Source organism: Streptomyces sp. HSS9-12 (assembly GCF_054963655.1).
In genome coordinates, this window is sequence record NZ_JBUEGC010000059.1 from 22,381 (window position 1) to 36,137 (window position 13,757).

Genomic DNA, 13,757 nt, shown 5'->3' on the forward strand with positions numbered 1-13,757 from the left:
GGTGAGCTTCTGGGAGTATCTCGGCTACCGCCACCAGCAGCTGCTGGTGGACGCCGGGCAGCATGCCAGCGCCGTCTTCCAGTCCATGGTCATCGCCACCGTGCTCGGGGTGCTCCTCGGCGTGCTGACCTACCGCACCCGGTGGGCCGGAAACCTTGCCATCACCACCACCGCCACGATCCTCACCATCCCCTCCCTGGCCCTGATCGGCCTGCTCATTCCCATCGTCGGCCTCGGGGTCGCCCCGACCGTGATCGCGCTGGTCCTCTACGGGCTGCTGCCCATCGTCCGCAACGCGATCGTCGGCCTGCGGGGCGTCGACCCAGCGCTTGTCGAGGCCGCTCGGGGTATCGGGATGTCCCGGGCGGCCCAGCTGCTCAGGGTGGAGCTGCCGCTCGCCTGGCCGCCGATCCTCACCGGTATCCGGGTGGCCACCCAGATGCTCATGGGCATCGCCGCCATCGCCGCCTTCGCCTCGGGTCCCGGGCTGGGCAACGAGATCTTCCGCGGGATCTCCAGCCTGGGCAGCGCCAACGCGCTCAACCAGGTGCTCGCCGGAACGCTGGGGATCGTGATCCTCGCGCTGCTCTTCGACGCGGCGTACGTCCTCATCGGGCGCCTGACCATCTCCAGGGGGATCCGTGTCTGACGCGGCCCCCGAGAGCGAGAAGACCGTCAGCGGAGCGAGTATCCAGCTGGAGAACCTCACCAAGCGCTACCCCGGCAGTTCCGTACCGGCGGTGGACAACGTCAACATGGAGATCAACGCCGGCGAGCTGGTGGTACTCGTGGGGCCGTCGGGCTGCGGCAAGAGCACCCTGCTCAAGATGATCAACCGGCTGATCGAGCCGACCTCCGGCCGGATCAGGATCAACGGCGAGGACGTCACCCACATCGACCCGGTGAGGCTGCGCCGCAGGATCGGCTACGCCATCCAGGCCTCCGGTCTCTTCCCGCATATGACGGTCGCCGAGAACATCGCGATCGTGCCGGAGATGGCCGGCTGGCCCAAGGCGAAGGTGCGGGAGCGCGTCGAGGAGATGCTCGATCTGGTCGGGCTGGATCCGGGCGAGTTCCGCGACCGCTATCCGCGCCAGCTCTCCGGCGGCCAGCAGCAGCGGGTGGGCGTGGCACGGGCGCTGGCGGCCGACCCGCCGGTGCTGCTGATGGACGAGCCGTTCGGTGCCGTCGACCCGATCACCCGGGACCATCTGCAGAACGAGCTCCTCCGGCTGCAGCACGACCTGCACAAGACGATCGTCTTCGTCACCCACGACTTCGACGAGGCGATCAAGCTCGGCGACCGGATCGCGGTACTGCGCGAGCAGTCGCACATCGCCCAGTTCGACACCCCGGAGGCGATCCTCACCAGCCCGGCCGACGATTACGTCTCCGGTTTCGTCGGCGCGGGAGCGGCGCTGAAGAGGCTCAATCTGACCCGGGTGGCGGATGTGGAGATCGCGGACTTCCCGACCGTCACGATCGACGACCCGCTGGAGACCGTCCTCGACAAGCTGCGCGGGAGCGGCACCAACGAGGTTCTGCTGCTGGACCGGCAGGGGCGCCCGTACAAGTGGCTGCGGCGGGCCGACGTGGCGCGCGTCAAGGGTTCGCTGGCCAGGGCCGGCATGCCCATCACCAACACGGTCACCCGCCAAGCGACGTTGCGCGACGCTCTGGAGGCGATCCTCATCGACAGCAGCGGGCGGGTCGCGGTCACCGGGCGGCGCGGGGAGTACATCGGCGTCGTCGACATGGAGACGCTGCTGAATTCCGTGCACGAGTTGCTGCAGGCCGACCGGCTGGCGTCCATGGAGCATCACCGCGAGGAGGAGGAGCCGTCGTGAGCCCGGTCGGCCCGCAGCGCACGGAGGACCAGGTCGAGCGGGGCGCGGTCCCGCCCCACCGGATCCCGTCCCGGCTGTCCCGCCAGCAGCTGCTGACGATCCCGCTGGTGGTGGCGGTCGCCGTCGGCCTCACCGCCGTGTGGATCGCCAATGCCCGGCTGGACTCGATCGCCCGGAACGCCCTGGCCGACAACGCGGCTCTCAACGCCCTGTGGCAGCACATCCAGCTGACGGCGATCTCCACCTTCTTCGTACTGATCATCGCCATCCCGCTGGGCATCGCCCTGACCCGCAGGCCCCTGCGGCCGGCTACCCCGCCGGTGATGGCGCTGGCCAACATCGGGCAGGCCACTCCGGCGCTCGGCTTGCTGGCCCTGCTGGTGATCTGGCTGGGCGTAGGGCGGAAGGCTGCCCTGATCGGCATCATCATCTACGCCGTGCTGCCGGTGCTCAGCAACACCATCGCCGGGCTGCAGGCCATCGACCCCACGCTCACCGACGCCGCGCGCGGCATCGGAATGTCACCTCTCGACGTCCTGCTGCGCGTCGAACTGCCGCTGGCCGTACCGCTGATCCTCGCCGGCGTACGCACCGCACTCGTCCTGAACGTCGGTACCGCGACGCTGGCCACCTTCGTCGGCGGGGGCGGGCTCGGCGACCTGATCGCCTCCGGGATCACCAACCAGCGCATGCCCGTCCTGGTGCTCGGCTCGGTCCTGACGGTGGCGCTGGCGCTGCTCGTGGACTGGCTGGCCTCGATCGTCGAAGTGCTGCTGCGGCCCCGGGGCCTGGAGGTGTGACGGCCGTGCGGAGGCGGTGGCGGCGTACGGGAGCGGCGGGCGTCTGCGGGCTGCTGCTCGCGGCGGCCGGGCTGTCGGGGTGCGGGCTGACCAGCGGCAGCCCGCTGGTCGACAATGTGCAGCCCGGTTCGATCGGCCGGGGCCGGCCGCTGCAGGGCGCGAAACTGACGGTGACCTCCAAGCAGTTCACCGAGCAGCTCATCCTGGGCCAGATCATGGCTCTGGCGTTCAAGGCGGCGGGCGCCCAGGTCCTGGACCGCACCAACATCCAGGGGTCGATCGGTGCCCGGGAAGCGGTCAAGTCCGGTGCGGCGGACGCGATGTACGAGTACACGGGCACGGCCTGGATCACGTATCTGGGCCACACCCAGCCCATCGTCAACCCGTACCGGCAGTGGGAGGCGGTCCGCAAGGAGGACGCCAGAAACGGCCTGACCTGGCTGCCCGCGGCGCCGATGGACAACACCTACGCGCTCGCCGCCAATCAGGCCAACGCCGCGAAATACCACCTCAAGACGGTGTCCGACGTGGCTCGGCTGGCCAAGACGGATCCCGCGGCCGTCACTCTCTGTCTGGAGAGCGAGTTCGCGGTGCGCGACGACGGCCTGCCCGGCCTGGAGAAGAAGTACGGCTTCTCGATCCCGGCCGCCAACCTGAAGAAGATGGACAGCGGCATCGTCTACACGCAGGTCTCCAAGGGCCATGCCTGCACCCTCGGCGAGGTGTACACCACCGATGGCCGTATCCCCGAGCTCAAGCTGAAAGTCCTCAAGGACGACCGGGACTTCTTCCCCAACTACAACCCCGCGCCCGAGATCTACTCGAAGACGATGCGGAAGTACCCGGCCATCGCGCAGGTGCTGGCCCCCATCACCAGGAAGCTGACGACGCAGACCGCGCAGCAGCTCAACGCCAAGGTGGATGTGGACGGCCAGGATCCGCACCAGGTGGCCCTGAACTGGATGGTCAAGGAAGGCTTCATCAAGGAGAGTTGATCAGCAGCTGGGCACCCTGCCGCCGGACTGCAGCGCCTTGAGGGCGTCCACCGCGCTGTTCAGCGTGGTGACGGGGACCAGCCGCAGGCCCTTCGGCAGCTCCGCCTGGGCCTCCACGCACTCCTTGCGCGGGACCAGGAAGACCGTGGCACCGTCACGCTTGGCGGCCTGCGTCTTCAGCGGTACGCCGCCGACCGCGCCGACCGCGCCCTTGTCGGTGATGGTGCCGGTGCCCGCGATCGTACGGCCGCCGGTCAGGTCGCCGCCGCGGCCGTCACCATCGATCTTGTCGATGATGCCCAGGGAGAACATCAGGCCGGCGCTCGGCCCGCCCACGTCCGCGAGCCGCAGGGTGACCCGTACCTCGCGGGGCGACTTGTGCAGATAGCCGAGCGCGGCTCCGGTGGCGGCGTTCTGGGACTCGGTGAACTCCCGGCGGTTGTACTCCTCGACCTGCTTCGTCGTCTCGCCGACCGGGTAGACGGCCTCGCGCGGCAGCACGGCCCGGTTCTTGGCGAACCAGCCGTCGACGACATCGCCGAGGTACACGGGCGCGTCCGGGCCGGTCGCGGCGATCGTCGTCATCCGCAGCTGCCCCGTCGTCTGCCGGGTGCCGGTGCCAGAGACCGTGATCACCGGCTTGCCCCGGTGGGAGCCGAGCACATCGGCCGTCATGCCGGGTTCCGCGATGGTGAACGGCAGCGGGGCGAAGAGGGCCGAGGCGAGCAGCGCCACTACGGGCGTGCCACAGGCGGTGAGGACCCGGGCGCGGTGGGACATACGCCTCCTGGCGGGTCCCCCAGACGTCGTCTGGGGGGTGCCCTCAGGGGTACCCCCACCGCCGGGCGCGGAGGGCGACACGGCTGGCATGGAAGTGAATCTAGTCCACGGATGGCAGGGACGCCGTCCGCCCGTCACCCGGCGCGGACCGGGACGCTCAGCGCAGGGCTTCCGAGACCTCCCGCGCAGCCTCGACGACCCGCGGCCCGACCCGCTCCGGCACACCGTCCGCGAGCATGACCACGCCCACGCTGCCCTCCACGCCCGTCACTCCGAGCAGCGGGGCCGCGGCGCCGCTCGCGCCCGCCTCGAGTTCGCCGTGGGTGAGCACGAAGCCGGGGCCGGTGCCGTCGTTGCCGGGGTCGGTGCCGTCCTGGCGGGCCGCCAGGATGGCCTTGCCCGCCGCGCCCCGCTCCAGCGGGTGCCGGAAGCCGGCCCGGTAGGCGACGTGGTAGTCGGTCCAGCTGGGCTCGACCACGGCGACCGCGAGGGCTTCGGTGCCGTCGACGAGCGTGAGGTGGGCGGTGGCCCCGAGGTCCTCGGCCAGTGAGCGCAGGACCGGCAGCGCTGCCTCCCGTACCAGCGGGTGGACCTGGCGGCCCAGCCGTAGCACCCCGAGCCCGACCCGGGCGCGGCCGCCCAGGTCCCGGCGGACCAGCGCGTGCTGTTCGAGGGTGGTCAGCAGACGGTAGACCACCGTCCGGTTGACGCCGAGCTTGTTGGACAGCTCGGTCACGGTCAGCCCGTGGTCGGTGTCGGCGAGCAGCTTGAGGACCCTCAGGCCCCGGTCGAGCGTTTGAGACGTCTCAGCGGTCACGACGCCCCCTCCTCATCGAGTGACGGCGGCTTCTTGAGGCGGTGGCGCTGTCAGTCCCGGCGACAGCAGGAAGAGGCCGCCGGTCGCATGGCTCCGGCTGCGCTCCGGGGCGGGATGCCACGGGCGTGTGGGGTATCGGAAAGGTAGCGAGGGGTCCCGCTCACCGGAAGGGTCCGTCCAGAATCCGGGCAGTAACTTGCAACTTTCGCCCTATTTCGACCCACGTGGTACAGCCATCGCTCAAACAAGGCCGAAAGCCGACCGTCTTCAGGAGGCGCGGATACGGCAACCCCGCGGAGTCGCCCCGGCACCCCGAGCGTCACCTCATCCGGGTGGCCCACTCCTGGATCTTCTTGATCCGCTCCCGGATCTGGCCCGCCGTCGCCTCCGCCGCCGGCGGACCTCCGCACACCCGCCGAAGCTCCGTATGAACGACCCCGTGCGGCTTGCCGCTCTGGTGCACATACGCGCCGACCAGGTTGTTGAGCTGCCGGCGCAGCTCCAGCAGCTCCTTGTGTGTGACCACCGGCCGCCGCTCGGCCGGCAGCTCCAGCAGGTCGGCCTCGGCGTCCGGCTTCTTCCGGCTGTGCGCGATCTGCCGGGCCTGCCGCTTCTGCAGCAGCAGCTGTACCTGGTCCGGCTCCAGCAGCCCCGGAATGCCCAGATAGTCCTGCTCCTCCTCGCTGCCGGGGTGGGCCTGCATGCCGAACTCGGCGCCGTCGTAGAGCACCCGGTCGAAGACCGCGTCCGACTCCAGGGCCTCGAAGGGCAGCATGTCCTGCTCGCCGGTGTCCTCGTCCTGCTGCTTCTCCGCCTCCTGAAGGAGCTTCTCCTCCTCGGCGTACGGATCCTCCTCCCCGTCCATCTTCGGCTTGTCCAGGACGTGGTCGCGCTCGACCTCCATCTCGCCGGCGAAGCCGAGCAGCATCGGGATGGTGGGCAGGAAGACGGACGCGGTCTCGCCGCGCCGCCGGGACCGTACGAAGCGGCCCACGGCCTGGGCGAAGAACAGCGGTGTGGAGATGGTCGTGGCGTACACACCCACCGCCAGGCGCGGTACGTCCACGCCCTCGGACACCATCCGGACCGCGACCATCCAGCGGTCGTCGGAGTGCGAGAAGTCGTCGATGCGCTGCGAGGCGCCGCTGTCGTCGGACAGGACGACCGTCGGGCCGGTGCCGGTGATCTCACGGATCAGCTTGGCGTACGCGCGCGCCGAGTCCTGGTCGGAGGCGATGACGAGCCCGCCCGCGTCCGGAATGGCCTTACGGACCTCGGTGAGCCGCTGGTCGGCGGCGCGCAGCACATTCGGCATCCACTCGCCGCGTGGGTCCAGGGCCGTACGCCACGCCTGGGAGACGGCGTCCTTGGTCATCGGCTCGCCGAGCCGGGCCGCGACCTCGTCCCCGGCCTTGGTGCGCCAGCGCATGTTTCCGCTGTAGGAGAGGAAGATCACCGGGCGGACGACGCCGTCGGCGAGCGCGTTGCCGTAGCCGTAGGTGTAGTCGGCGGCGGAGCGCCGGATGCCGTCCGAGCCCTCCTCGTACGTCACGAAGGGGATCGGGTTGGTGTCCGAGCGGAAGGGGGTGCCGGTGAGCGCGAGCCGCCGGGTCGCGGGCTCGAACGCCTCCAGGCACGCCTCGCCCCAGGACTTGGAGTCACCGGCGTGGTGGATCTCGTCGAGGATGACCAGCGTCTTGCGCTGCTCGACCCGGTTGCGGTGCAGCATCGGCCGGACGCCGACGCCCGCGTACGTCAGCGCCACCCCGTGGTACTCGCGGCCGAGCGGCCCCGCCGAGTACTCCGGGTCCAGCTTGATCCCTATCCGGGCCGCCGCCTCCGCCCACTGCTTCTTCAGATGCTCGGTCGGCGCGACGACCGTCACCTGCTGCACCACGTGGTGGTGCAGCAGCCAGGAGGCGAGGGTGAGCGCGAAGGTCGTCTTGCCGGCGCCGGGGGTCGCGACGGCGAGGAAGTCGCGCGGCTGCGTCTGGATGTACTTCTCCATCGCGCCCTGCTGCCAGGCGCGCAGCTTGTTGGCCGTACCCCAGGGGGCACGGCCGGGAAAGGCAGGCGAGAGATGGTGGTTGGTGGTGGTAGTCACGGTCTCCGGTTCGCGCTCGCTCGGGGATCGGCAGCGCGTCAGCCTACCGGGACCGTATGAATCGGCCGGGGCCACGCCCCGGGACCGCCCGATGGTGGGAGCGAGGTCACATCGCGTCGTGCAGAGCCCTCAGCCCGCGTGCGATCTCCGCGACGTCGTCGAGTGCCCCTGCGGCCGCCCCGACGACCAGCTTGTACGCCTCGTCCTGGTCGACTTCGACCCGGCCCCGAGGCGGCGGACGACTTCTCGGTCCGCCTCCTGCTCCAGGTACCGGTCGACCGCCTGAAGCACTATGGCGTGCATGCTCCGGCCCTCCAGCTCGGCACGCCGCTTAAGGGCCTCGGCCTGATCACCTCGGAGACGAAGATCCATAGCCATACCAGAATGGCACCACTGCGATGGGGCCAATGTGGTACCACATCGAGATTCCCTGCGCAGAGCCGCAGGCGTCGGGCGGGCCGGGCATCAGGCGGGCCTGAGCTGGGCTGACCTCCGCCGGAATTTCTCCGCCCCTGATGTCACATTCCTTCGTCGCGTTCCGTCACATCAGTGACAAGCCCAGTCGATGCGACAGGAGAGCAACGATGCAGGCACGAATACAGAACCCCGCAGCGGTCCTTCCCGACGCCCTGCCGGCCATCCTCAATGTGCTGGGGGCCGCGAAGAAGGGCGGTGTGCCAGAGGCGACGCTCGAGCTCGTCCACCTGCGGGCAAGCCAGATCAACGGCTGCGGCTACTGCGTCGACGGGGGCGCACGCAATGCCAAGAAGGCAGGCGAGAGCGACGAGCGGCTGTTCGCGGTGGCGGCCTGGCGGGAGGCGCCCTACTTCACCGACGCCGAACGCGCCGCGCTGGCGCTCGCCGAGGCCGCCACCCGGCTCAGCGACCGGTCCGACCCGGTACCGGACGAGATCTGGGACGAGGCCGCGAAGCACTACGACGAGAAGCAGCTCGCGTCCCTGGTCCTCATGATCGGCGTGACCAACCTCTTCAACCGCCTCAACGTCACCACCCGGCAGATCGCGGGGGCCGGCTGGTAACCCGGTGCAGGCACGGCGCGGTCACCGCGAGGACAGGCGGTGACCGCGCCGCACGCCGTCGCTTCAGGCGGTCGCCGGCCGAGGCCTGAGCCGGGTGGCGACGAAGACACCGACCAGGGCCACCGCTGCCGCCGGCACAAAGACCGCCACAAAGGCCACCGTCGGGACCGCACCGGCCGCCGCATGCGGGCCGACGGCTCCCGCCGCCCCGCCCCTGAGCGCCGCGAAGGCCGCACCGCAGGAGGCCAGCAGCACGATGTTGGACAGGGCGTCGGACATCTGGAGCGCCGCCGAGTTGGCGCCCGCCTCTTCGGGGCGCGACAGCTTCAGCAGCAGTACGCCGGTCGAGGCGATCACCAGTCCCATGCCGAAGCAGCCGACGCCCCAGTCCACGGCGAGCGTCCATACCGGTACGCGGCGGATGAGCACCAGGGGAGCGGCCGCGATGGCGGTGGCGACCAGCATCATGCCGCCCCGTACCAGCCGCTCGCGGTGCGGTTGTGCCTTGGGCCGGCTCTGGATGTACGAGCCGAGCGCCCAGGCCGCTCCGCCCGCTGCCAGCGACATGCCGGCCATGGTCACGGACAGGCCCCGCTGGGTGACCAGCATCAGGGGGACGAAGCTCTCGGCGACGATGAACGACCCGGCGGCTATGCCGCGCAGCAGCACCACCGAGGGCAGACCGCGCGCTGCCCGGTAGGTCCCGCGCGGGAGGAGGCGGAGCGCCGCGGGTACGAGCAGGGCCGCGCCCGCGACGGCAGGCAGCGCGGACAGCGGGCGCAGATCCTGGCCCGCGTACTGCAGCAGGCCCGCGCCGAGTGCTACGGCAAGGGCCAGCCGCAGCTGCCGCCGACGGTGTGAGGTCTGGCCGGCTGTTCCCCCGCCCGCGTCAGGGACCGGCCCGGAGGCCATCCGTCGTATCGCCGGCAGTGCCACAGCGAGTGGCACCACGACCAGCAGCGGGATACCGAGGAACACCCAGCGCCAGCCGAGGTGCTCGGTCACCGTGCCGGCGGCGAGCGGCCCGACGATGGACGGGACCACCCAGGACGCGGCGAAGGCCGCGAGGATGGCGGGCCGCAGGCGTTCGGGGTAGGCGCGGCTCACAAGCACGTACAGCGCGACAATGACGAGCCCACCGCCCAGGCCCTGCACCGCCCGGCCGAGCACGAACAGCCACATGACCTGTGCGGAGCCGCACAGGGCGAGTCCCGCTGCGAAGCCGCCGATGCCGGCGGTGAGCGGGGCGAGCGGCCCGCTGCGGTCACACCACAGCCCGGAGGCGACCATGGCGAACAGGCTGGTGGTGAAGAAACCGGAGAAGGCGAAGGCGTAGAGGGAGACCCCGTGGAGGTCGCGGGCGGCGATCGGCATGGCTGTACCCACGGCGGTCGCCTCGAAGGCGATGAGCAGGACGACGGTGACGATGCCTATGCTCAGCGCGCGGAACGGGCGGCTGAGCACACCGCCGGTGCCGGGGTCCGGGTCATCGCGCCGCGCCGCGACCGGGCGCCCGGCCCGCTCGGTGGCGGATGTCCCGAAAGGCGGGGGGCCGGCTACGGGCACGGGGGCGACATCGGCGTCGCGCGGCTCAGAGGCGCTCATTGCGCCAGAGTAAGAGGCATACCGGCACATCGCCGCTGTCGTGCGACCGCGATCGCTTCGGCCTTTGGTCGTACGACTCAGGCCGCAGGCACCCAGGGCCCCGGGGGGCGCTGGGTCGTACGACCGGCCCGGGGGGCGCGCCCGGCCCCGACGTGCGTGCCGCCGGAGATTGGGCACTCGCTTCTCTATGCCGTACTTCCCTTCGTACGACGACACCGAACTCGCCTACCGGGTGCTCGAGCCGCGCAACGGCGCCTCTACGCCGCCGCTCGTCTGCCTGGCCGGTGGGCCCGGCCGGGACGCCGCGTATCTCGGCGACCTCGGCGGACTGAACACGCACCGGCCCCTCGTCCTGCCCGACGCCCGCGGCACTGGGAGTACCTCCCAGGCCGAAGGCTCTGGGGGAGGGTCCCCCGCCTCCCCCGACCCGTCCGGCTACGCCTTTCCGCACCTGGCCGAGGACCTGGAGGCGCTGCGCGCCCACCTCGGCCTCGAGCGGTTCGCGCTGCTCGCGCACGATGCGGCCGCGGCGACGGCCCAGGCGTACGCGGCCGCCCACGGTGAACGGCTGACGCACCTCATCCTGCTGTCCCCCGGGTCGCGGTTGCAGGGCGAACTCCCCGAGGACGCACGGGAGATCTTCGAGTCCCGCAGCGACGAGCCGTGGTGGCCGGACGCCGCGGACGCCGTACAGCAGCTGGCGCAGGTGTCGGACCTGGAACAGGTGGGGGAGCTGCTGCGCCGGGCCGCGCCCATGGCGTACGGCCGTTGGGAAGAGCCACAGCAGGCCCATGCGGCAGGCGAAGTCGACCAGCTGAATCCGGTACCGCGCGCGGGCTTCTGGCAGGGCGTGGACGAACCCACGCGCCTGGCGCTGCTGGAGCGGCTGCGGGAGGTGGCCAGTCCGGTGCTCGTGATCAGGGGCGACCGGGACGCGCTGGCGGGGGTACGGGCGGGCGAGCTGGTCGCGGAGTCCTTCCCGAATGCCCGGCACCGGACGCTGCAGGGGGTCGGCCACTACCCGTGGGTGGACGAACCGGCGCTGCTGCGCGGACTCCTGGAGGAGTTCCTGAGCACCCCGCACCCGCACTGACGGCCGCAGTTGACCGCTCCCGCGACCGCGTCTTCCACCCGCTCTGCAGGCCTTCTGTGAACGGCGTATGGCAGTCGTATGGCATGCCCCGGGTATCCATTGAGCTGCCGCAGTCCGTGCGCCTACGGTCTCCATACGACATCGACACGGCCGTGTGCCCGAGTGGTTCAGGGGCTCGCCTGCAAAGCGAGTTACGCGGGTTCGATTCCCGCCACGGCCTCTACAGCCTTCATCAGGCAAAACAATGGGGCGGCACCCCCGGAGGGGTGCCGCCCCATTGTTCGTCCGTCTCCCCGTCTCAGTTGGACGCGTCGCCTGTCAGCCCCGTAGGCGTCCGCGTACCGGTCTGAACACCGCTGAACGCCTCCGGATCAGCCTCTGACTGGCTATGACTCGGCTTGGAGTCTCGAGCCACAGCTGAGCCGGTCGCCGGATCAGCGGAAGAGGCGCACCGCCACGGAGACTTGTCCTCCAGGTGGAAGACGCACCCTACAGCGCGCCGCTGCGGAAGCGGGTGTGGACGGTCTTCGAACGCAGATCTTCAGGAGTCAGCGGTTTTCCGTGTGCCCGGTGGTGGCATCCACGTACGTCACCGTCGCGCTGTCTTCCCCCTTGGCTCCCTTGAATTTGACCAGCCACTGAGCTCGCCACTTACCCGACCGCTCCACGGCCATCAGGGCACTCTCCGCCACCCTCACCTTTGTGCCGTGCAGCTCTCGGCGGATCGAGGCCAAGGCCGCCTTCTCCGCAGCCTTCTTCGAGACCTTCACCGGCGGCAGGTTCTCTGGGTCTTCGGCGCTGGCAGTGAGCAGTTGTGAGACGCGTCCTGCCCTGTTGATCTGCACATCGAGCCGCAAAGGCATCAGCACGCCATCGTGGTTCTTGCGCCGCCAGCTGACCAGCCATCCCAGCTCCGCCTTCTCACCAACCGGCTCGACGAAGTGCTGAGAGCCGGTCAGCGCCGCCGGAAAGTAGCGATGCGCATACTTCTTGGCAATGGCGAACGCGTCCTGCGCATCGGTGGGTTTCGTGCTCGCCCCGGGGACAGGGAAGCTGCCGGTGGTCGTCTTGTCTGAGTTCTCGAAGGTGACGGTGAGCTTGTGCGCGTCGGGCCAGGTCAGCTCTGCGTAACCCTTGCCGTTGTTCAGCGCGATGATGAGGCTGCCTGGAGAGTTCTTCCAGCCCGGTTGCAGCTGCACGTTGGTGAGGGTGTATCGGTCACCGAATGCTTGCCGGATCGCCCTTTGCGCTGCCTGCTTTTCGTCGCTGTCAGCGAACTGGAGGCTGGTCGAATCCAGATGGACGGGAGTGATCCAGGTTGCCCCCGCGACCGCAGCGACCGCGAGCACGGAACCGCACACCACCGCAGTGGGTCGCAGGTGAGCACGGGTGGCGACGGGGCGCCCAGCCCTGCGCAGCGTGGCCCAGGCGGTGAGTGCTCCCACGGCTCCGCCGATGGTGTTCATCAGGAAGTCGCTGGTGTCGCAGCCGCGGCCGATGCCCGGTACCAGTGTCTGTGCAAGTTCGGTCACCAGGGAGAGCATGGAGGCTCCTGCGACCACGGGTACCAAGGCGCGCAGCGCGAGAACACCCAGGAATCCGATGGGCAGGAACATCGCGAGGTTGAGGAGTCCTTGTTCGGTGGCGAAGGGCTCAGCGATGTCGTGATTGATTACGCAGTTGCGGCTTGTGTACCCGCCGCCGGGCATGAACAGCGTGACGGCGGCTTCGATAGTGACGGTGGCGGCAAGGCAGCCGTGAGCAAACGGGCGTCGCCCGTATCGGCGGGCCAGCGCGCATCCGATCAGTGCGGTGACAAGAGCAGCGATAGCCGTGGCGATCAGGAAGCCGACGCGGTCTTTGAAGATAGCGGAAAGCACGATGGTGTCCGTTCCAAGAGCCGAGGGAAGCGCGGCGTGCCGCCACTCCCGAGGGGGAGTGGCGGCACGTATGAAGTGCGGTTCAGGTGTTGCAGTCGGTCGGCGGTGTCTGGTAGCTCCTGCCGTCGGCGAGCATGAGCCCGAGGCTGGTGCGGCACCAATTGATGTTGTTCCAGGTGGCGGACTTTGTCTGCCCGGAAGAGATCCTGACCGGGTCGCGGTAGTCGTTGCCGGAGCCAGCGTTGATTCCGAGCCTGATACTGGTGGAGGATCCGCTGGTCTTCTTGTAGAAAGTTTCGGCCTTGTCGTTGGTGAACTTGCGGTGGAACAGCGCCCCATTGTCCAGCGACGTGCAGCTGTAGCCGCGGTCCAGGTGGCCGTCACCGGGACACCCAGCGCGCTCGATAGCGGTCAGCGTCGCGGTGGACGCGTGGGCGGCCGTGGCGGAGGCAAGCGTTCCCACCGTCATAGCTGCGACAGCGGCTACGCGAGCAGCCTTGTGAAGTAACATCCGTACCTTCCTTGTGCGTAGTGGGCAGCAGAAGGAAGCGCGCGGGCCCGTACGGTCGCCCGGCAACGCGGCGGCTCCGCACGTCTGCAGGCCGCCGGATTCCCCGTCTCCCCCTTCAACGACGCGGCTGATCTGGTCCGTGGATCCGTAGGGCTGCTGCGGGGACTGGTACATGCTCATGCGCGCTCCAGAGATCGTCAGGGGGGTCGTGAGCGTGAGTGCTGCTGTGTAGGCCACAGTGGCCCTGGTTCCGTCGATGGCCAGCATCGCGATATGCGGACGACT

Annotated in this window: 12 protein-coding genes and 1 tRNA gene; 7 read left to right on the plus strand and 6 right to left on the minus strand. The window is 69.8% G+C overall.

The genetic code is table 11. The annotated features are described in order from the left end of the window. Nucleotide 1 precedes the first annotated feature (1 nt). From ACY34J_RS25235 to ACY34J_RS25250, 4 genes are read left to right on the plus strand one after another with little or no spacing between them, the layout of a single operon-like run. Nucleotides 2-649: an ABC transporter permease gene (locus tag ACY34J_RS25235; protein ID WP_462728909.1), complete on the plus strand. Its 648-nt coding sequence runs from the start codon at nucleotides 2-4 to the stop codon at nucleotides 647-649. Then, nucleotides 642-1,847, plus strand: coding sequence for a betaine/proline/choline family ABC transporter ATP-binding protein (locus ACY34J_RS25240; protein ID WP_462728910.1), 1,206 nt, complete (start codon nucleotides 642-644; stop codon nucleotides 1,845-1,847). Before ACY34J_RS25235 ends, ACY34J_RS25240 begins: the two co-directional genes overlap by 8 nt. Next, nucleotides 1,844-2,647 carry an ABC transporter permease gene (locus ACY34J_RS25245; protein WP_462728911.1) on the plus strand — a complete coding sequence of 268 codons (804 nt, stop codon included), beginning with the start codon at nucleotides 1,844-1,846 and terminating at the stop codon, nucleotides 2,645-2,647. The genes ACY34J_RS25240 and ACY34J_RS25245 overlap by 4 nt, the downstream gene beginning before the upstream one ends. A 5-nt stretch (nucleotides 2,648-2,652) precedes the next feature. Then, nucleotides 2,653-3,642, plus strand: coding sequence for a glycine betaine ABC transporter substrate-binding protein (locus tag ACY34J_RS25250; RefSeq protein ID WP_462728912.1), 990 nt, complete (start codon nucleotides 2,653-2,655; stop codon nucleotides 3,640-3,642). Here ACY34J_RS25250 and ACY34J_RS25255 read toward each other — a convergent pair whose 3' ends face one another. The 3 genes from ACY34J_RS25255 to ACY34J_RS25265 form a co-directional block, all read right to left on the minus strand. Beyond that, nucleotides 3,643-4,422 (minus strand): S16 family serine protease, encoded by a 780-nt coding sequence (locus tag ACY34J_RS25255; RefSeq protein ID WP_462728913.1) that lies wholly within the window; start codon nucleotides 4,420-4,422, stop codon nucleotides 3,643-3,645. A 157-nt stretch (nucleotides 4,423-4,579) separates the two neighbouring features. Continuing rightward, nucleotides 4,580-5,239: an IclR family transcriptional regulator gene (locus ACY34J_RS25260; protein WP_462728914.1), complete on the minus strand. Its 660-nt coding sequence runs from the start codon at nucleotides 5,237-5,239 to the stop codon at nucleotides 4,580-4,582. A 319-nt stretch (nucleotides 5,240-5,558) separates the two neighbouring features. Then, nucleotides 5,559-7,343 (minus strand): DEAD/DEAH box helicase, encoded by a 1,785-nt coding sequence (locus ACY34J_RS25265; RefSeq protein ID WP_462728915.1) that lies wholly within the window; start codon nucleotides 7,341-7,343, stop codon nucleotides 5,559-5,561. A 584-nt stretch (nucleotides 7,344-7,927) separates the two neighbouring features. Here ACY34J_RS25265 and ACY34J_RS25270 point away from each other — a divergent pair. Then, nucleotides 7,928-8,383 carry a carboxymuconolactone decarboxylase family protein gene (locus tag ACY34J_RS25270; protein WP_462728916.1) on the plus strand — a complete coding sequence of 152 codons (456 nt, stop codon included), beginning with the start codon at nucleotides 7,928-7,930 and terminating at the stop codon, nucleotides 8,381-8,383. Between the two features lie 63 nt (nucleotides 8,384-8,446). Here ACY34J_RS25270 and ACY34J_RS25275 read toward each other — a convergent pair whose 3' ends face one another. Then, nucleotides 8,447-9,988 (minus strand): MFS transporter, encoded by a 1,542-nt coding sequence (locus tag ACY34J_RS25275; RefSeq protein WP_462728917.1) that lies wholly within the window; start codon nucleotides 9,986-9,988, stop codon nucleotides 8,447-8,449. A gap of 187 nt (nucleotides 9,989-10,175) precedes the next feature. Here ACY34J_RS25275 and ACY34J_RS25280 point away from each other — a divergent pair, with 187 nt between their 5' ends. Both ACY34J_RS25280 and ACY34J_RS25285 read left to right on the plus strand, forming a co-directional pair. Further along, on the plus strand, nucleotides 10,176-11,081 hold the full coding sequence (locus ACY34J_RS25280) for an alpha/beta fold hydrolase (RefSeq protein ID WP_462728918.1): 906 nt from the start codon (nucleotides 10,176-10,178) through the stop codon (nucleotides 11,079-11,081). A 148-nt stretch (nucleotides 11,082-11,229) separates the two neighbouring features. Continuing rightward, nucleotides 11,230-11,301, plus strand: a tRNA-Cys gene (locus tag ACY34J_RS25285). Between the two features lie 328 nt (nucleotides 11,302-11,629). On the opposite strand, the gene ACY34J_RS25290 is transcribed toward ACY34J_RS25285, so the two are convergent. Together ACY34J_RS25290 and ACY34J_RS25295 are read right to left on the minus strand one after the other, a co-directional pair. Beyond that, on the minus strand, nucleotides 11,630-12,961 hold the full coding sequence (locus ACY34J_RS25290; protein ID WP_462728919.1) for a VanZ family protein: 1,332 nt from the start codon (nucleotides 12,959-12,961) through the stop codon (nucleotides 11,630-11,632). Nucleotides 12,962-13,043: 82 nt separating this feature from the next. Continuing rightward, nucleotides 13,044-13,757, minus strand: a 714-nt coding sequence (locus ACY34J_RS25295) for a hypothetical protein (protein WP_462728920.1), incomplete at its 5' end; no start/stop codon positions are given.